General features: G+C 73.0%; 15 protein-coding genes and 1 pseudogene. 8 read left to right on the top strand and 8 right to left on the bottom strand.

The features are described from left to right. Nucleotides 1-469: 469 nt before the first annotated feature. Complete coding sequence (locus ACIRG9_RS17950; RefSeq protein WP_402856810.1) at nt 470-1,339, top strand: GyrI-like domain-containing protein; 870 nt, start codon at nt 470-472, stop codon at nt 1,337-1,339. Between the two features lie 36 nt (nt 1,340-1,375). Here the strand turns inward: ACIRG9_RS17950 and ACIRG9_RS17955 are convergent, their stop codons facing one another. From ACIRG9_RS17955 to ACIRG9_RS17965, 3 genes are all read right to left on the bottom strand, one after another. Continuing rightward, nucleotides 1,376-1,630: a Smr/MutS family protein gene (locus ACIRG9_RS17955; protein ID WP_013736060.1), complete on the bottom strand. Its 255-nt coding sequence runs from the start codon at nt 1,628-1,630 to the stop codon at nt 1,376-1,378. 115 nt (nt 1,631-1,745) lie between these two features. Beyond that, nucleotides 1,746-2,114 carry a tetratricopeptide repeat protein gene (locus ACIRG9_RS17960; protein WP_402856818.1) on the bottom strand — a complete coding sequence of 123 codons (369 nt, stop codon included), beginning with the start codon at nt 2,112-2,114 and terminating at the stop codon, nt 1,746-1,748. Between the two features lie 91 nt (nt 2,115-2,205). Then, nucleotides 2,206-2,976: an ROK family protein gene (locus ACIRG9_RS17965; RefSeq protein ID WP_402856821.1), complete on the bottom strand. Its 771-nt coding sequence runs from the start codon at nt 2,974-2,976 to the stop codon at nt 2,206-2,208. An 88-nt stretch (nt 2,977-3,064) separates the two neighbouring features. Between ACIRG9_RS17965 and ACIRG9_RS17970 the strand changes: the two genes are divergently transcribed. From ACIRG9_RS17970 to ACIRG9_RS17980, 3 genes are all read left to right on the top strand, one after another. Beyond that, the gene (locus ACIRG9_RS17970) at nt 3,065-4,702 is read left to right on the top strand and encodes an ABC-F family ATP-binding cassette domain-containing protein (protein ID WP_402856823.1); all 1,638 of its coding nucleotides are present in this window, start codon (nt 3,065-3,067) and stop codon (nt 4,700-4,702) included. 60 nt (nt 4,703-4,762) lie between these two features. Beyond that, nucleotides 4,763-5,488: a methyltransferase domain-containing protein gene (locus ACIRG9_RS17975; protein WP_402856825.1), complete on the top strand. Its 726-nt coding sequence runs from the start codon at nt 4,763-4,765 to the stop codon at nt 5,486-5,488. Nucleotides 5,489-5,779: 291 nt separating this feature from the next. Then, nucleotides 5,780-7,435, top strand: a complete 1,656-nt coding sequence (locus ACIRG9_RS17980) for a family 10 glycosylhydrolase (protein WP_402856827.1) — start codon at nt 5,780-5,782, stop codon at nt 7,433-7,435. A 57-nt stretch (nt 7,436-7,492) separates the two neighbouring features. Here ACIRG9_RS17980 and ACIRG9_RS17985 read toward each other — a convergent pair whose 3' ends face one another. Both ACIRG9_RS17985 and ACIRG9_RS17990 read right to left on the bottom strand, forming a co-directional pair. After that, entirely contained in the window at nt 7,493-8,185 is a 693-nt protein-coding gene (locus tag ACIRG9_RS17985) for a class I SAM-dependent methyltransferase (protein WP_402856829.1), read from the bottom strand. A 163-nt stretch (nt 8,186-8,348) separates the two neighbouring features. Beyond that, entirely contained in the window at nt 8,349-8,993 is a 645-nt protein-coding gene (locus tag ACIRG9_RS17990; protein WP_402856831.1) for a PadR family transcriptional regulator, read from the bottom strand. A gap of 190 nt (nt 8,994-9,183) precedes the next feature. Between ACIRG9_RS17990 and ACIRG9_RS17995 the strand changes: the two genes are divergently transcribed. Further along, complete coding sequence (locus ACIRG9_RS17995) at nt 9,184-9,726, top strand: phospholipase (RefSeq protein WP_402856833.1); 543 nt, start codon at nt 9,184-9,186, stop codon at nt 9,724-9,726. Between the two features lie 45 nt (nt 9,727-9,771). Here the strand turns inward: ACIRG9_RS17995 and ACIRG9_RS18000 are convergent, their stop codons facing one another. Both ACIRG9_RS18000 and ACIRG9_RS18005 read right to left on the bottom strand, forming a co-directional pair. After that, nucleotides 9,772-12,567, bottom strand: coding sequence for an ATP-binding protein (locus ACIRG9_RS18000; protein ID WP_402856835.1), 2,796 nt, complete (start codon nt 12,565-12,567; stop codon nt 9,772-9,774). A 152-nt stretch (nt 12,568-12,719) separates the two neighbouring features. Continuing rightward, nucleotides 12,720-12,938: a zinc ribbon domain-containing protein gene (locus ACIRG9_RS18005; protein WP_402856837.1), complete on the bottom strand. Its 219-nt coding sequence runs from the start codon at nt 12,936-12,938 to the stop codon at nt 12,720-12,722. A 56-nt stretch (nt 12,939-12,994) separates the two neighbouring features. Here ACIRG9_RS18005 and ACIRG9_RS18010 point away from each other — a divergent pair, with 56 nt between their 5' ends. The 3 genes and pseudogenes from ACIRG9_RS18010 to ACIRG9_RS18020 form a co-directional block, all read left to right on the top strand. After that, the gene (locus ACIRG9_RS18010) at nt 12,995-14,314 is read left to right on the top strand and encodes a lytic murein transglycosylase (RefSeq protein ID WP_402856839.1); all 1,320 of its coding nucleotides are present in this window, start codon (nt 12,995-12,997) and stop codon (nt 14,312-14,314) included. A 72-nt stretch (nt 14,315-14,386) separates the two neighbouring features. Beyond that, entirely contained in the window at nt 14,387-15,403 is a 1,017-nt protein-coding gene (locus ACIRG9_RS18015; RefSeq protein WP_402857116.1) for a GNAT family N-acetyltransferase, read from the top strand. Nucleotides 15,404-15,674: 271 nt separating this feature from the next. Beyond that, nucleotides 15,675-18,323, top strand: a pseudogene (locus ACIRG9_RS18020) (endonuclease); the annotation flags it as partial. A gap of 48 nt (nt 18,324-18,371) precedes the next feature. Here ACIRG9_RS18020 and ACIRG9_RS18025 read toward each other — a convergent pair. Beyond that, a complete protein-coding gene (locus ACIRG9_RS18025; protein ID WP_402856841.1) occupies nt 18,372-18,920 on the bottom strand; it encodes a phosphatase PAP2 family protein in 549 nt (182 codons plus the stop codon). Between the last annotated feature and the right edge of the window lie 27 nt (nt 18,921-18,947).

Consider the following 18,947-nt stretch of genomic DNA (forward strand, 5'->3'; position numbering starts at 1 on the left):
CGGATGCTGCAATCCGGTCACACGGATCCGCGCCACTTTGTCGCGGTGAATCGACTAGAGCATGAACCGGGCGACTTCCCCCAGAGATCCGAGCGCGATCTACGTCAGTTCCCGCACCTCGGAGGCTGGTCGCGCGACGTGTCGATGCCATAGCGCGAACTTGCTCGGCCTCCTTCGCGAGCACTGGTAGCGGGAGAATGCCGCGCTTCGCTTACGGTCCCTTCAAAGGCTGCCGAGCGAGGCTTCAACCACCGCCGACAATTTCTCACCGGGACCCGGTGCGTTCTGGTCCCAAGCCGCAAGAAAACCAATGTTGCTGCACCACAAACTAGTCATTGCTTGCGATCCGGTCGGCCATCGATCGGGCAATCGCTCGGCCGGCCGATCACGGGGCATGATCGGATCGGACCGCAGCGGTCGGGCAGCGGCCGGGCACCTTCGGCCAGGCTTGATGTCGAAAGGAGGCCTCATGATCTCGGCACTCAACCGGCTTGTCGACTTTGTCGAAGAGCACCTGAACGAGGAGTTCGACGTCGCCGGACTGGCCAGGGCGGCCGGCACGACCGAATACCACCTACGCCGGATGTTCTCGTCGTTGGCCGGCATGCCCCTGTCGGAGTACGTACGCCGGCGCCGCATGACCGTCGCCGCCGCCGACGTCGTCCGCAGCGAGGGCGATCTGCTGAGCATCGCCGTCCGGCACGGGTACGGCTCAACCGAGGCGTTCGGGCGTGCGTTCCGGGCGGTTCACGGTGCCGGCCCCGGTGATGTTCGCCGCGACGGAGGCCCCCTTCGCACACAACCGCAGCTCAGGTTCCGCCTGACCGTCGAAGGGAGCATCCCCATGGACACCCGCATCGTCGACCGCCCCGCGTTCCGGCTCGTCGGACACGCAGCCCGGGTTCCGCTGATCCACCGGGGCATCAACCCGCACATCCAGCGGCACATCACCGCACTGCCGCAGGAGGCGCATCTCCGGCTGAAGGGCCTCAGCGACACCGAGCCGGCGGGCCTGCTGCAGGTCTGCGACGGCGTCGACCCCGATGGCACCGAGGGCAGCGAACTGACCTACCTGCACGGGGTCGCCGTCTCCCGGGACACGCCGGCCCCCGACGACCTCGACGCCATCGAGGTGCCGGCCGGCAGGTGGGCGGTCTTCCACATCGCCGGACCTCATCCGCAGGCCCTGCAGAACACCTGGGCCGCGACCGCGACCGAGTGGTTCCCCGCAAACCCGTGGCGCCTGCGGCCAGGGCCCTCGATCGTCGCGGTCCTCGACCGCGCGGACGACTTCAGCACCGCGACCTGCGAGCTGTGGCTGCCCGTCGAACCGATCTGACGGAACCAGCGGGAACGTGGTCACGGCCTGCCGTCGCTACTTCCAGCGGAAGTGGACGAAGAGGCGGCCGAAGTTCTTGGAGTCCTTCTCGACCCGGTGGTAGAGCTGCTTGACGTCCTTCTGGTCGAGGAAGCGCAGCACCCGCTTCTTGAGCTGGCCGGAGCCCTTGCCGGGGATGATCTCCACGAGGGTGGCCTTCTTCGCCACCGCCTCGTCCATGATCCCGCGCAGGGCACGGTCGATGTCGTGGCCCTTGTTGAAGATGTCGTGGAGATCGAGCTTGAGCTTCACCAGACCATCGTAGGCACGTCCGGCCGCCGGACCCCGGCCGAAGGCGCCGGACCCGGGGGACGGCGAAGGGCAGCCCACCAGGGGCTGCCCTTTCCGTCCGGTGCTGACGAAGCGGTCAGCGAGCGCCGCTGACCCGGCTCTCCACCCGGCGCAGCGCCGCCGCGTAGTCGGCGTTGGTCGAGTGCATGGCCGCCGCGATACGCAGGTGGCGCAGCGCGTCGGCCGGCCGGTTCAGCCGCTCCAGCGTACGGCCGAGCACGTGGTGCGCGTAGTGGTCGCTCGGGTCCCGGTCGACCAGTTCGCGCAGCTGCTCCTCGGCCTGGCTGAGCTGGGCCGACTGGAAGTACGCGCGGGCCAGCAGCTGCCGGACCGAGGAGTTGCCGGGTTCCGCCTCGACGATCGGTTCGAGCAGCCGCGCCGCTCCGGTCGGGTCACCCGCTTCGAAGAACATGGTCGCCCGCCGGTATTCCGCCAGAAGATCCACTCGACCCACCTCCCCATGTCGCCCCAGGCCTTTGTCCGACGCTGGCACAACACCGGCCGTACCGCGAGTGTTCCTGCGCCGGAACTTGCACTCAGGCGGTCGGGTCGTACCGGTCGCCCATCAGGTCCCAGGCCCGGACCCCGCCGACGATCCCGGCGGTGTTCGGAACGACCACCACGTCGTCGCCCATCCGGGCCAGCTGTTCCGGCCGGATCAGCCGGGAATTGCCCCCACCCAGATAGAGCCGGTCCCAGCGGAAGACCGGCCGCAGCCCCTCCACCACCTGCCGGATCCGCCGGGACCAGAACGCGTCGCCGAGGCGACGGCGTTCCGGCTCCCCGATGTACGTGTCGTAGGTGGTGTTCCAGCGGACCGGCGCGTGCGACAGCTCCAGGTGCGGGGCGAGCACCCCGCCGTCGAAGAGCGCGCTGCCCAGCCCGGTGCCGAGGGTCAGCACCAGCTCGCACCCGGTCCCGGCGACCACGCCCGCGCCGTGCACCTCGGCGTCGTTGAGCACCAGCGCGGGGATGCCGAACGCCTCGGCGAGCGCGCTGCGCGCGTCGTACCCGGACCACTCGGCGACCAGCTCCGGGTCGATTTTGCTGCGCGGCCCGGACCGGGTGACGTAGTGCGGGGTGGCCACCACCACACCGTGTCGGATCATCCCGGGCATCCCGACCGTGAGCCGGTCCGCCGCCGGCAGCTGGCCGGCCAGGTCCAGCAGCGTCTTGACGAGGAGCGCGGGCGGCAGCGGGTACGGCGTGGGCACCCGCAGCGGCCGGGCCCGCATCGTGCCCGCGGCGTCCAGCACGGAGGCCTTGATCCCGCCGCCGCCACAGTCGATCGCCAGTGTGGTCGCCACGGCAGTGAGTGTCCCTCAGCGCCGTACTGTCCAGCGCGCCGGTAATCCGATCGGTACCGGCCGGCCCGACGGTAGGCTCGGTCACCTCATGAGCGCCACGTTGATCGTCAAGGACCTGACCGCCGGCCACGGTGACCGGCTGCTCTTCGCCGACCTGGACCTGGTCGTCGCCCCCGGCGACGTAATCGGGTTGGTCGGGGTGAACGGCGCCGGCAAGTCGACGCTGCTGCGTACGCTCGCCGGACTGCAGCCGCGGGAGCAGGGCTCGGTGGCTTTGAACCCGCCCGCCGCCACCGTCGGATACCTGCCCCAGGAGCCGGAGCGCCGGCCGGGCGAGTCGGTCCGGGACTTCCTGGCCCGGCGGACCGGGGTGGTGGCGGCGCAGGCGGCGCTGGACGCGGCCACCGAGGCGCTGACCGCCGGGGCGGCGGGCGCCGACGACGCGTACGCCGTCGCGCTGGAGCGCTGGCTCGACCTGGGCGGCGCGGATCTGGACGAGCGCGCCGAGCAGGTGGCCACGGAGTTGGGCCTGGGCGTCGACCTGGACCACCCGATGACCGGGCTCTCGGGCGGGCAGGCGGCCCGGGCCGGGCTGGCGTCGCTGCTGCTCAGCCGGTACGACGTCTTCCTGCTCGACGAGCCCACCAACGACCTGGACCTGGCCGGGCTGGACCGGCTGGAGCGGTTCGTCACCGGGCTGCGCGCCGGGACCGTGCTGGTCAGCCACGACCGGGAGTTCCTCACCCGCACCGTGACCCGGGTGCTGGAGCTGGACCTGCACCAGCGGCAGGTCAAGCACTACGGCGGCGGCTACGCGGCCTACCTGGAGGAGCGGGAGGTGGCCCGCCGGCACGCCCGCGAGGAGTACGAGGAGTACGCCGAGACCCGGGCCGACCTGGAGGCGCGGGCCCGGATGCAGCGCTCCTGGATGGAGAAGGGCGTGAAGAACGCCCGGCGCAAGGCCACCGACAACGACAAGATCGGCCGCAAGTTCCGGACCGAGTCCACCGAGAAGCAGGCGGCGAAGGCCAAGCAGACCGCGCGGCTGATCGAGCGGCTGGATGTCGTCGAGGAGCCGCGCAAGGAGTGGGAGCTGCGGATGGAGATCGCCGCCGCGCCCCGCGCCGGCGCCGTGGTGGCCTCGCTGCGGGGCGCCGTGGTACGCCGGGGCGGCTTCGCGCTCGGCCCGGTGAACCTCCAGATCGACTGGGCCGACCGGGTGGCGATCACCGGGGCGAACGGCTCCGGCAAGAGCACCCTGCTCGCCGCGCTGCTGGGCCGGCTGCCGCTGGACGAGGGCCACGCCGCGCTCGGCCCGGGGGTGGTGGTGGGCGAGGTCGACCAGGCCCGGGGGCTCTTCCTCGGCGACCAGCCCCTGCTGGACGCCTTCGGCGCCGCCGTACCGGAGCTGAACCCGGCGGACGTGCGGACGCTGCTGGCCAAGTTCGGCCTGCGTGCCGACCATGTGCTGCGGCCGGCGGCGACCCTCTCCCCCGGCGAGCGGACCCGGGCCGCGCTGGCCCTGCTCCAGGGGCGCGGGGTGAACCTGCTGGTGCTGGACGAGCCGACCAACCATCTGGACCTGCCGGCGATCGAGCAGTTGGAGTCGGCCCTGGCCACGTACCAGGGCACGCTGCTGCTGGTCACCCACGACCGGCGGATGCTGGAGGCGGTGAGCGTCAACCGGCGGCTGCGGGTGGACGCCGGACGGATCGCCGAGGACTGATCGCCGGGTAACAGGCATATCGGGCGAGGATCTGGGTATCGCGCGGCCCGGAGGTGCGAGATGGTCGTGATGACGCAGTCCGCGCCCTCGGCCGAGCGGCTGCGGGCGGCCGACGGGTTCCTCGCCGAGGCGTGGGCCGACCTGGCCCGGCATGACGAGCGGCTGCGCCCGCTGGCCGTGGAGGTGCGCTTCGACCGGGGGGTCGCCCACCTGAGCGGTGAGGTCGCCGAGCCGAACGAACTGCGGCTGGTCCGGGACCTGGTGGGCCGCCTCGCCGGGGTGCTCGGCGTCTGGTGCCGGGTGGCCGTCGCCGGCCGGACGCCGGTGGTGGTGGACCTGGGTTGCGGGGCCACCAAGCAGTGGCCGGGCAACCTGGGGCTGGACATCTATCCGGCGCCCGGGGTGAACGCGGTGGCCGACCTGTCCGGTTCGCTGCCGCTCGCCGACGACTCGGTGGACGTGTTCTTCGCGGTGCACATCCTGGAGCACCTGATCGACTTCCTGCCCCTGCTCGACGAGTGCCACCGGGCGCTGCGGCCGGGCGGTGTCCTGCACGTGATGAGCCCCTGGTGGCACCACGTGAACGCGGTGGCCGACCCGACCCACGTACGGCTGCTGGACGTGCAGACGTTCAAGGGCATCTGCGCTCAGCGCCCGCCCGGCACCCCGCGCTGGTATCCGCTGCACGCCGGCTGCGACGGTGCCTCGATCTTCGCCGATCTCACCCCACTGCCGCCGGACGCCCCGCCCCCGCCCCCCACCCACCTGGCCCGCTTCTTCGACTGACCCCACCCCACCGCCACCGCCCGCCCACCCATGAGGTTGCTGCCCCGACACGCCGATGTCGATGGCGACGACTTCATGGCCATCAGAGCGGGGCGTGTTGGGAAGGTCACGATCTGCGGTACACCGTCGGGCGTTCGGTCCGGCCTGCGCATCGATCTGCCCGAAGGTCTTGCGCGCCCCGGGGATTGATGAAAGTTTCCTACCGTCGGCGGATATTCCACGGCGAATCTTGCCGGATGCGCCGGGGTGTCCGCCGCCACCCCCGGGAGCCCAACGAAGGGACCGCACCCCATGAAGGCAACTCGGCTCAGCGCCGCCGGGCTGGCCGTGGCGCTGCTCGGCGCACTCGCCGCCGGCACCCCCGCGCGCGCCGCGGAAACCGACACCACCACCGGATCGTCGACCACCTGCACCACCGACCCGGCCACCCCCAAGCGGCAGTTCCGGGCCATGTGGATCGCGTCGGTGACCAACATCGACTGGCCCAGCGCGGCGTCCCAGACCGCGCCGGACCGGATCGCCAAGCAGAAGGCCGAGTACCTCGGCTGGCTCGACCTGGCCCAGCGGCTCAACCACAACGCCGTCGTGGTCCAGGTCCGCCCGACCGCCGACGCCTTCTGGCCGTCGCCGTACGAGCCGTGGTCGGAATACCTGACCGGGGTACGCGGCCAGGACCCGGGCTGGGACCCGCTCGCCTTCCTCGTCGAGGAGTCGCACAAGCGGAACCTGGAGTTCCACGCCTGGCTCAACCCGTACCGGGTCTCGATGCCGGCCCCGGGCGCCGGTGCGGACCTGTCGAAGCTCGCGCCCAACCACCCGGCCCGGCAGCACCCGGACTGGGTGTTCGCGTACCCGCCGGCCGGGGTGGCCGGCAGCCGGCTCTACTACAACCCCGGCGTTCCGGAGGTCCGCGAGTTCGTCGAGACCGCGATGATGGACGCGGTCAAGCGGTACGACATCGACGGCGTGCACTTCGACGACTACTTCTACCCGTACCCCAGCGGCACCTACCAGGTGCCGGACGACGCCACGTTCGCCCAGTACAACCGGGGCTTCACCGACCGGGCCGACTGGCGGCGGGACAACATCAACCTGTTGATGCAGGAGATGAACACCAAGATCAAGGCGGCCAAGCCGTGGGTGAAGTTCGGGGCCAGCCCGTTCGGCATCTGGCGTAACAAGTCGGCCGACCCGGCCGGCTCGGACACCACCGGCTCGCAGTCGTACGACATCATCTCCGCCGACACCCGCAAGTGGATCAAGGAGGGGTGGATCGACTACGTGGTGCCGCAGCTCTACTGGTACATCGGCCAGTACCCGGCGGCCGACTACGCCCGGCTGGTGCCCTGGTGGGCCGAGCAGGTGCGCGGCACCGACGTCCAGCTCTACATCGGCCAGGCCGACTACAAGAGCGGTGACCCGGCGTACGGGACGGACTGGATGGACCCGCGCGAGCTGACGGACCACCTGACGCTCAACCGGTCCTACCCGGAGGTGCTCGGCAACGTGCACTTCTCCGCCGTCCAGGTGCGGGCGAACCGGCTCGGCGCCACCGACATCTACGCCGCCGAGCACTACTCCCGCCCGGCGCTGGTGCCGACCATGTCGCAGCTCCCGTCGCGGCGACTGCTCGCCCCGGTGGTGACCGGCGTCGACCGGCAGGCCGAGGGCGTACAGCTGACCTGGCACCAGCCGGCCAACGGCAAGGGCCCGTTCGGCACCGCCACCTCGTACGCGATCTACCGGTTCGACGGCGCGGGCCACGTCGACGGGTGCGCCCTCGCCGACGGGTCCCACCTGGTCGCCACCGTGCGCGGCACCGAGGGTGCCACCCAGTCCTGGGTGGACACCGACGCCCAGGCCGGGCAGGCGTACACCTACCACGTGACCGCCCTCGACCGGGTCTGGAACGAGAGCCCGGCCAGCCCGGCGCGCTTCGTACGCTGATCCGGATGCGGGCCGCGGCGCCCGGGGCTCACCACGAGCTCCGGGCACCGCGGTCGTTCAGGCGGCCCCGGCCCTGGTGAGCCGCACCTCCAGCCCGACCAGGCCCTCCGGACCGACCTCGGCGCCGCCGAAGGCGCTCTCGGCGGCGAGCCGGGCGAACACGCCGGCGGTGACCGCCCGGCCGCGCAGCCACCGCAGCGCCGACCGGGTCCAGAAGGCGTCCAGGCCACGGATTCCCATCCGGGCCACCTCCCGCTCGATGTCCGCCACCGAGGCGTCGGCGCGCAGGTCGTGGATCACGGCCCGGCCACCGGGGCGGAGCACCCGGTGCATCTCGTCCAGCGCCCGGACCGGGCGGGTGAAGTTCTTGAACGCCGCCTGGCAGACCACCAGGTCGAACGAGTCCGCCTCGAACGGCAGCTCGTGCACGTCACCCTGGCGGAAGGTCACCGCCACGCCGGCCTGCCGGGCCGCCTCGCCCGCCAGCTCGACGAACGTGTGGCTGACGTCCAGCCCGGTGATCCGGTACGCCCCGAGCCGGGCCAGTTCGATGGCCAGGTAGCCCGGGCCGGGTGCCACCTCCAGCACCGCCGCCCCGGCGGGCAGCCCCTCGGCCAGCCGGGCGGCCTGGCGACGGTACTCGGCCAGTTGGTTGGCCGAGCCGCGGTTGCGGGCGTACCAGCGAGCGGTCGTCCCCTCCATCTCGGGCACCAGTTTGCGCTTGGGCGCTTTCAGGTCCTTCGTTGTCACGTCTCTCCTCCAGTCTCGGATCGGTTGCACGAACCTGCCCGGGACCGGGAGCCCAGCTATCGTTGCGGTTGCCACCTTGCGGCCGGGTCCCGTTCCCGCGGTCTCGGTTCGAGGTCAGGGCCCCGGCGGTGGTGTTCCCGCACCCCGCCGGGGTCCGTCGTCACTACTGCTCGGTCCCCCTTTCCGCCAGCTCCGCCCACTCGGGCGGCACCGCACCGGTCTCGTGCCAGGCCCGCCACTGGGCCAGGCCGGGCAGCGAGCCGGTGATCAGCTCGTCGAGCAGGCCACGGATCCAGTCCGCCTCGGCCGCCCGGACGGCCAGGTCGTACTCGGCCTCGATGAGGAAGATCCGGGGCACCTCGCGGGCGACCCGCGCCAGCTCGGCGCGTTGCCCGGCGAGCTGGTCCTCCAGCCGGTCGAGGCGCTGCCGCAGCAGCTCCGTCGCCTCGTCGGGCCGGAGCACTCCCAGCACCGACAGGCCGGCCTCGAACCGGGGGTGTTCCCGCTCCGGGACCCCGATCAGCTCGCGGGTCCAGTCCGCCAGCTCTTCCAGGCCCGCGTCGGTGATCCGATAGACGGTCCGTTCCGGCCGTCGCCCCTGCCGGCCGCTCTCCACCGCCGCCAGCAGGCCGTGCCGGGTCAGGTTCGCCACCACCGTGTAGAGCGAACCCCACTTGATCGGCATGTCCTGGTCCTTGCCGCGTTCCCGCAGCACGGCGGCCATCTCGTACGGATGCATGGGCCGCTGCACGACCGCCGAGAGCACGGCGAGGGCGAGCAGGTTGCCGACCCGGCGTCGCTTGGCCACCGCCGTCCTCCTCGCGTCCGATTACTCGTACGCGAGCATATGACCCGCGTGCCACCACCCGCCAGGGAGCGGACGTCACATTCGTCTGTTTCAACGCCTGTCATGATCTGTTCGCTCCCCGCATCGGCCGAAGTCCCCCCATTGATCGAGAATGATCGACGTCTTCGACCCGCAACCGGGGAGGTACCCCTTGTCCCGTCGTCTGGCCACGCTGCTCGCCTCTGGCACGCTCGCGCTGCTCACCGCCGTAGGAATGGCCACTCCCGCAGCCGCCGCGGTGAGCACCGCCCAGAAGCTCTCGGTCCTCTCCAGTTGGACCCAGACCAGTGCCGCGAGCTACAACGCCTGGAACGCCGGCCGGCTGAACCGGGCCGCCTGGTCCGAGTACGCGTTCGACTGGTCGACCGACTACTGCTCGTCCAGCCCGGACAACCCGCTCGGCTTCAACTTCAGCCTCTCCTGCTACCGGCACGACTTCGGCTACCGCAACTACAAGGCGATGGGCCAGTTCTCCGCGAACAAGTCCCGGCTGGACAGCGCCTTCTACGAGGACCTGAAGCGGGTCTGCGCCACGTACAACGCGGTGGTCCGGCCCGCCTGCACCAGCCTGGCCTGGACGTACTACCAGGCGGTCAGCATCTTCGGCTCCGTCGCCGCGGTCCAGCAGGCCGACCTCAACCGCGCCGCCCAGATCAAGGCCGACGCCGAACGCACCGCCGCCGCGCGCTCCTGACCCCTCGATCGAGCGGGAGGTCCACGTCCGCGTGGGCCTCCCGGCTCAACCAGCGCCGGACCGGCGGGGACCGGGGCTGGTGAAGCGCGGCGAGTCGACGGCCAGGTCCGGGTGCTCGACGCCCAGGGCCAGCGCCGCCGCCTCCTCCAGGGCCAGCTCCCCGCCCTCGCCGTACCCGGCGTCGAACGCCGCGTCGCCCAGCACCCGCCGCAGCTCCGCCTGCCGCTCCTGCCAGTACGGGCCGTAGATGCCAGGGGTCGCCCGCAGGCTCGCCCGGGTGGCCTGCGCCGCGCCGAACAGCCGAGCCGCGGTCACCCCGTCCCCGCCGAGCGCGCAACGGACCGCGATCGCGTTCACCGTGTCGCAGGCCCGGCCCAGGTAGCCGTGGTTCATCCGGGAGCGCAGCGCCACCAGCAGATGCTCGTGCGCGGCCACCAGGTCACCCCGGGCCAGCGCCACCATGCCGAGCAGCATGTCCACCGAGCGGCGGCCCCGCTCGACCGGCCGGGCCGCCTCGACCGGGCGGGCCGTGCCGAGCAGCTCGGCCGCCTCGTCCAGGGCTCCCCGGCGCCAGAGCAGCTCGGCCAGCTTGTACACGGCCAGCAACGCGTCGCAGGCCACGTCCTCCGCGTACGCCCAGTCGATCACCTCGCGGCAGACCCGTTCCGCCTCCGCGAACTGTCCCATGTCGACCAGCGGCGCGGCCCGACCGGCCAGCACCCGGGCGAGCAGTCCCCGGTCCCCGGCCTGCCGAGCTGCCGCCTCGGCCCGCTGCGAGTAGCGCAGCTCCTCGGCGAACTCGCCGTCCGCGCCGGCGTGCAACGAGTGCAGGTGGTACGCCGCCGCCAGCTCCGCCTCCGGGATCGTCTCGCCGGTCTCGGCGATCCGGCCGTACAGCCGGAACAGCCAGAGCCGCCCCTCCCGGGCCAGCCCCCGCTCCCGCCACCACTGGTCCAGCCCGCCGGCCAGGCGCAGCCCCGAGGCGGCGCTGCCGCCGGTCGCGCACCAGCGCAGGGCGGCACGCAGCTCCCCGGCAAGCGGGTCGAGCGCGTACAGGGACAGGGTGACCGGGTGGCCGTCCGGGCCCAGATGGGCGCGGTCCAGGGCGTGCCGGGACCAGGCGACGTGCCGGTCCCGGGCGACCCGCTCCTCGCCGGCCTCGATCAGCCGGCGGGCCGCGTACGCCCGGATCGGGTCGAGCATCCGGTAGGTGCTGCCGGAGGCGTGCGGCTCGGCCAGCACCATGGACTTGTCCACCAGCACGGAGAGCGGATTGAGCGGATCGTCGTCGAGCAGCCACTGCACCGTCGGCAGGTCCACCGGCCCGGCGAAGACCGCCAGCCAACGCAGCAGCCGGGCCGAGCGCGGCCCGAGCGTCCGGTACGACCAGGTGACCGTGGCCTGCATGGTCAGGTGGCGCTCGTGGGCCGACCGGTGCACCGCGCGGGTCGCCGCCGGACGCGGGCTGGCCCCGGTCGCGGCGGCCACCAGGTCGACGGTGTCCTCCTGGTTGCCGCTCCACCGGGCGTCCGTCGGAGGCGGCCCGGGTTCCTCCCACCCGGCGTCCAGCGCGCCCAGCATGTCGTCGAGCCGCTCGGCGAGTTGCCCGGCCGAGAGCACCCGCAGCCGGGCCGCGGCCAGCTCGATGGCGAGCGGCAGGCCGTCCAACCGGCGCACCAACCGGCGCAGGTCGGCCTGCTCGGCGGGGTTCGGTGCCCGGCCGCCCCGGGCCGCCGTGGTCCGCTCCAGCAGCAGCGCCACCGCGTCGCTCTCCCCGCCGTCCGGCCGGGGGTCGTCGGAGAGCGGCGGGATCCGCCACACCACCTCGCCGGGCAGGCCGAACGACTCACGGCTGGTGGCGATCACCCGGACGCCACGGGCGCCGGCCAGCAGCCGGGAGATCACCCCGGCCGAGGCGGCCGGCTGGGCGTCGCAGGTGTCCAGCACGATCAGCATGCGACGGGCCGCCGCGTACTCGACCAGGGTGTCCGTCATCGGTCGGCTGGGCTCCGGACGGAGCCCGAGCACCGCGGCGATCTCGAACGCGACCAGGCCCGGGTCGGTCACCGCCGCGATGTCGACGAACCACACCCCGTCCGGGTACGCCTCGACGATCCCGGCAGCCAGCTCCACCGCCAGCCGCGTCTTGCCGGCGCCGCCCGCGCCCAGCACGGTCACCAGGCGGTATGTCTCGATCAGCCCCCTCAGCTCGGCCCGTTCCACCTCCCGTCCGACGAACGAGGTGACCTGGGTGGGCAGGTTGTGCGCCACCGCGTCGGCGGTACGGGGACGCGGGAAGTGCCGCTCCAGGCCGGGGGCCAGCAACTGGAACAGCCGTTCCCGGTCGTCGAAGCCGCGCAGCCGGTGCAACCCCAGATCCAACAGGGACGCGCCCTCCGGCAGCGGGTCGGCGTGCCGGGCGGTCGCCGCCGAGCAGAGCACCTGCCCGCCGTGGGCGGCGGCGGCCACCCGGGCCGCCCTGTGCACCTCGGGGCTGGCGTACTCGCCGTCGCGGGGTTCGGCGTAGCCGGTGTGCAGGCCCATCCGGACCCGGGGGGTGGCCTCCAGCGTGGGCCAGTCGTGGTTGGACAGCGCGCGTTGAGCGGTCAGACAGGCGGCGACCGCCGCGGCGGCATCGGGGAACGCCAGGAAGAACGAGTCGCCCTCGGTCAGCAGCTCCGCGCCGTCCGTGTCGGCCAGCGTGTCGCGAAGCAGGCGGCGGTGCTCCCGCAACACCGGGCGGTATCCCGGACCGAGCAGCTGGGCCAGCCGCGTGGAGCCCTCGATGTCGGTGAAGACGAAGGTCACCCACCCGCTAGGGAGGTGGATCCGTGGCGACATGCGTGGAACCTCCGCCCTGACGTCGGCTACATACTGCCCTATGGTCGCGCCGTCACGCATCGTGAGAACGGCCGGGCAGATTCCGACTCAAGGCGGCAAAGGACCACACCTGCGGCAAGCCCGGACGACCGGGGAAATGAGACCGTCGGAGGTCAGCAGCCGCAGGCGCCGCCGCAGCAGCCGCCGGCCGGAGCGGACGCCGAGCCGGTCGGACCGGCGCCACTCCGGCCGGTGACCGCGACGGTGGAGAGCAGCTTCACGGTGTCGGCGTGCCCCTGTGGGCAGGACGCCGGCTGGCCGGCCTCGGCCATCGGCCGGTTGACCTCGAAGGTGTCGCCGCAGGCGCGGCAGCGGAACTCGTACCGGGGCATGCCACAAGCGTACGGCCGGGCCGGACGCCACGACAGGCATGGGTGATACTCGACGGGTGGCGGACGGCGAGGAGCGATCCATGATTCGGCCCCTGCGACGGGCTGTGCCACCCGACGGCGTTGCCGTCCCGGTGCCCCGGCCCCGGTCGGCCCGCGAGCGCACCGCGGCCGGCGGTGCCGCGACCGCTTCCGAGCCGGTCGCGACCACTTCGGAATCAGCCACGGCCGCAAGTGCCGAGAGGCCGGTGAAGGCCGCGGCGCCCTCGGGGCCGAGGGAAGTCGCCACCGGGGCAGACCCGGAGGCGACCACCCCCGGCACGGCGCCGAAGGATGCCACCGCCACCCCGGAATCGAAGGACGCTGGCGCTGGCGGGGAGCCGGCGCAGGCCGCCGCTGTGGCCGAGCCGAAGGAGGGCGAGTCGACAGCCGGTCGGCGGCGACGGGTGCCGTTCGCGCACGCGTTCCGGATGCCGTCGCCCCGGCAGCTCGCCGTCGCCTCGGCGCGGGCCACCCGGGCGTGGTCCCGCCGTCCCAGCGGGCGGACCACCCTCGGCGGGCTCTTCCTGCTCGCCCTGGTCGCGGCCACCGTGGTGGCCGGCGCGCTGGTGGTGCCGGCGACCGTCGGCAAGCCCCGGCAGTCGGCCGGCGACGCCACCGCGACCGGGCCCTCCGGCGGCGTGCCCGCGGACGGCGCGATGCCCGGGACGACCCCCACCGGAGTGCCGGGGGCGACCGACCTGTGGCCCACGACGCCGCCGCCGGATGCCGGGCAGACGACCGGGCCGGTGGTGGGGCCGATCGGCCGCCCGGCCGATGCGCTGGCCGGATGGGCGACGGGGGTCAGCCTCAAGACCGGCATTCCGATCGTCGCCGTGCAGGCGTACGGCTACGCCGAGCTGGTGCTCCGCGATACACACCGGAGCTGCCAGCTCAGCTGGACCACGCTGGCCGCGATCGGTTACGTCGAGTCCCGGCACGGGTCGGCCAACGGCGCCACCCTGCGGCCGGACGGTGTCGCCTCGCCGGAGATCCGCGGCGACCCGCTGGACGGGCAGGGCGGCCGTTCCAAGATCCTCGACACCGACAAGGGGCAGCTCGACGGCGACACCGTCTACGACCGGGCGATCGGACCGATGCAGTTCATCCCGAGCACCTGGCAGGAGATCGGCGCGGACGCCGACAACGACGGGGCCAAGAATCCCCACAACATCAACGACGCGGCCCTGGCCGCCGGGCAGTACCTCTGCAAGAACGGCCGGAACATGACTATTCCGGGCGACTGGTGGGGTGCCATCCTCTCGTACAACGACGTGCGCCGGTACGCCCAGGATGTCTTCAACAAGGCGGACGAGTACGGGCGGCTGAGTGGTACGTGACGTGACCGGACGCGCACATTCAAGCGCTGAACCCTTCCCCCCGGCAGCCGTTCCCGGCAAGCTAGACGGGTGATGGTGCGCGAGTGGAACCCTCGTAACGCGTCGTCCGACGAGATCACGTCGATGCTGGACGCGCTGAACGCCGTGCTGGCAGCCGACCTGCCGCAGGATCCGCCCTGGCGGGAGATCTCGCTGCGGGAGTACCTCTCCGAGGTTATGCCCGGTGAGCGGCGGATCTCCTGGATCGCGGAGGCCGAGCCGGCCACGGACGACGCCTCGGGGCCGATCATGGGGCACGTCAACGTGCTCCTCCTCGGCGGGATCGGGGTGCTGGAGGTGCTGGTGCACCCGGCGGCCCGGCGTACCGGCCTCGGCCGCGAGCTGGTCCGGGTGGCCGCCCGCCGGGTCTGGGACGAGGGCTTCCAGTCGATCGGCGTGGAGGTGGTCGGCGACACCCCGGCCGTCGGCTTCTACGAGTCGCTCGGCTTCGCCCGCGAGTACGTCGAGACACGCAGCGTGCTCGACCTCAACGCGGTGGGCTGGTCGGCGCTGGCCGAGATGGCCACCGGCGTCAGCGCCGGCTACCACCTGGAGTTCTGCCCCGGCGGCCCGCCGGACGACCTGATCGAGGCGTACGCGCGGGCCAAGGCCGAGGTACGCGACGTCGACGACGGCGAGCTGCGACCCAGTTCCTACGATCCCGAACGGCTGCGGGCCAGCCTGGACACGCTGCACCGGCGGGGGATGAAGCCGTACATCGTGCTGGCCCTGCACGAGCAGACCGGTGAGGTGGCCGGGCTGACCGAGGTGGTGGTGCCGGCACAGCACCCGACCCGCGCCGACCAGTACGACACCATCGTCGTACGCGACCACCGCGGCTACGGCATCGACCGGGCAATCAAGTCGCGGATGCTGCTGGAGCTGCGCTCGGCCGAGCCGGAGCTGGCCGAGGTGCAGACCTGGAACGCGCAGGCCAACGAGGCGATGCTGAAGGTCAACGCGGAGCTGGGTTACCGCCCCGACCGGGAGTGGTGCGAATACAGCGTCGACGTCGCCGAGCTGGTGCACCGCCTCGACGCCCACCGATGACAGAGCACCGCCTACCGACGGCGCGGGGGGTGGACGGCGGACCGGCCCGACCCTTAACGTGCGCTAGGGCGTGCCTCCCGGAGACACGCCCTGGTTCCTGTCCACCGATCGTGGAGGCCTGATGCGTCCACGCGCCGTCTCGCGGTCGCGCTCGATCAGCCGTCGCACGTTCGCCGCGTTCGCGGCCACCACCGCCGTCTCGGTGGCGGCCGTCGGCATCGTGCCGCCCGCGGCCGGCGCCGCACCCGCCAACCGGCTCACCTCCGCGCAGCCCGCCGCGCTGAACTGCGGCGACACGCTGACCGTCGAGGCGGGCGGCTCCGCGACCCACCGGGTCACCGTCACCGACGCCGACGTCACCGACCTCGCGGTGACCGGGGTCAGCCCGGCACCGGCAAGCGGCTCGATCAGCCGTACCGAGGTCGACCCGGACGCCGGGGAGGGCGGCGCGGCCACCGCGACGCTGACCGCGACGGGCCTTCCGGCCGGCTCGTACGAGGTCACCGTGACCGCGACGGACGCCGACGGCGACACCGAGACCTGCAGCCTCACCGTACGAGCCGTCGGCCTGCTCTCAGTGGGCGAGGTGCAGGGCCGCACCGGCGACGACGAGGACGCCCGCAGCAGCCGGTCGCCGCTCGCCCCGCCCGACGGCAACAGCGCCAGCTCCGCCCTGTACGACGTGCGTGGCGTGATCACCCAACTGTCGCTCACCCGCAACTCCGCCGGCGCCCAGCAGCACGGCTTCTATCTGCAGAGCCGCAAGGGCACCGAGGACGGCGACCCGCTCACCTCGGACGGCGTCTTCGTCTCCGCGGGCTCGTCCACCACGCTGGCCGGCGGCTACACCCCCACGGTCGGCGACGAGGTGGTGCTGCGCGCCCGGGTCCAGGAACGCTTCGGCCAGACCCAGCTCTCCGACGCGTCGCTGCTGCGCAAGCTCGACTCCGGGCTGGACGTCGACACCGCCGTAGCCGTCGACGACGCCGTGCCACCGGCCGACGCGAGCGCCGCCGACCTGTTCTGGGAGCGGCACGAGGGCGCCCGGATGCGGCTCCGCTCGGGCAGCGGGGTCTCCGCCCCACGGCACGTCCACGCCGCCACCGCCGACTCCGAGATCTACCTGGTGGACCGCGAGGACCCGATCATGAAGCGGGCCGACCCGTACGCCCGCCGGGTGTACCGGGACGCGCATCCGCTGGACGACATCCCGCGCACCCGCTTCGACAACGGCAACGGCCAGCGGATCCTGCTCGGCGCGGACGGTGTGAAGGCGACCGCCGGAGACTCCACCGCGCTGCTGCCCGAGGCGCGCACCTACGACACGCTCACCGAGGACGCCTACGGTGCCGTCTCGTACGCGAACGGCAGGTACAGCGTGCAACCGGAGCAGCTCACCCTCACCGCCGGCGCCGACCCGGCCGCGAACCACCCGCCCCAGCCGGCCGACCGCGCCAACGAGGTCGCGGTCGCCACCTACAACCTCGAGAACCTCTACGACTACCGGGACGACCCGTTCGACGGCTGCGACTTCGTCGGCGACCCGGGCTGCCCCGGGGGCAGCCCGCCGTCCGACCACCTGCCGGACAGCGAGTCGGCGTACACCGACCGGCTCGGCGTCGCGGCCCGGCAGATCGTCGACAGCCTGCACAGCCCGGACCTGGTACTGCTGCAGGCGGTCGAGGACCAGGACATCTGCTCGGTGGCCGGCGGCCGGCTGATCTGCGGGGACACCGACGACGCCGACGGCGCGCCGGACACCGTCCAGGAGTTGGCGCTGGCCATCGCGGCCAACGGCGGCCCGGCCTACGCGGCGGCGTACGACCGGGCCGGCTCGGACGCCCGGGGCATCACCTCGGCGTTTCTCTACCGCGTCGACCGGCTGACGCTGGCCGCGGCGACCGCCACCGACCCGTTGCTGGGCACCGCTCCGACCGTGGCGTACCGCTCGGCCGGGCTGCCGTCCAACGCCAGGGTGCGGAACCCGAAGGCGTTCAACGCGGCGCTGCCGGCCGACCTGGACCGTTCCACCGGGGTGGACGGCGGCAGGGTCTATTCCCGGGCCGCGCAGGTGGCCCGCTTCACCGTGGCGGCGACGCCGGGCTCGTCCGAGCACTTCACCCTCTGGGCGGTCGGCAACCACTACTCCTCCGGCCCGGAAACCCGGATCGGGCAGCGGCGGGAGCAGGCGGCGTACGGGGCCGCCCTGGTGCGGGCGATCCAGGCCGCCGCCCCCGATGCCCGGCTCGTCTACGGCGGTGACCTGAACGTCTTCCCGCGCCCGGACGACCCGATCGCTGCCGCGGCGGACCGGACCCCGTCCGACCAGCTCGGGCCGCTGTACCGGGCCGGGATGCGCAACCTCTGGGACGACCTGGTACGGGAGGCGCCGGCCGCGGCCTACTCGTACACCTCCGGTGGGCAGGCGGAGACCCTGGACCACCTCTTCGTCAACGACAGGCTGCGCGGCGATCTGGTGCAGGCCCGGGCGGTGCACATCAACGCCGACTACCCGTCCGGCACCCGGGGGCTCGGCGACCGGGGGGCCGGCGACCACGACCCGCAGGTGGCCCGGTTCCGCTCCCGCGCGTCGGTGAGCGTGCCGGACACCTCGGCGGTCGAGGGCGACCGGGGCGGCGGCACCCTGACGTTCACGGCCAGCGTGTCCCGGCCGCTCTCCGAGTCGGCCCTGATCTGCGCCAGCACCTACGGCACCACCGCCCGGGCGGGCCGGGACTACGACCCGTACGTGGGCTGCCGGACGCTGGCCGCCGGCCGGACGTCGCTCGCCTTCCCGGTGACCGTGCGCGGTGACCGGCAGGCCGAGGCGGACGCGCAGCTCAAGCTGTACGTGTCGGGCAGCCCGGGGCTCCGGATCGACGACCCGGTCGCCGTGGGCACCATCCGCAACGACGACTGACGGCTCGGTTTCCCGGTGCGCCCTGCCACCCGGGGTGAGTGGTGTGGTTCAGTGGCCGGCGGCGGCGCTCGGGGGGCGGCGCCGCGCCCACCGGTCGTACGCCCGCCCGCCGGCGTCCACGACGCTGACCGCGCCGGCGGCGACGAGCGCGCCGACCAGCACGTCCGCCGGGTAGTGCACCCCCGCCCAGACGCGGGCGAATCCGATGACGACGGCGAGCATCGACAGCGCCACCCCCCAACGCCAGGACAGGAACGCCCCGACCGCGAAGGCCACCGCGAACGCCGCCGTGGCGTGATCGCTGGGCAGCGAGGGCCCCGGGTCGTGCGGGATCAACTGGTGCACGGAATGGGTCTGGAACGGTCGCACCTCGCGGCTGACGGCCGCCACCAACTGCCCGGCCACGAAAGCCACGCCGAGCACCGCCGCGACCCGGACCACCGCCGCGGGCGTTCGCCGCAGGCCGGCCAGCAGGGGCACCGCCGCGGCGAGGCCGAGCACGTAGATCAGCCAGACGGCCGCCCATTCGAAGACGTCGTCGACCTGGTCGTTCTGCCCCGCTGCGGCGTTGATGAGCTCGAACAGGTGATAGTTCATCGCGTCTTCGGCTCCACGGCGGTACCC

The sequence above is a fragment of the Micromonospora sp. NPDC093277 genome (genome assembly GCF_044765245.1).
Classification (GTDB): Bacteria; Actinomycetota; Actinomycetes; order Mycobacteriales; family Micromonosporaceae; genus Micromonospora.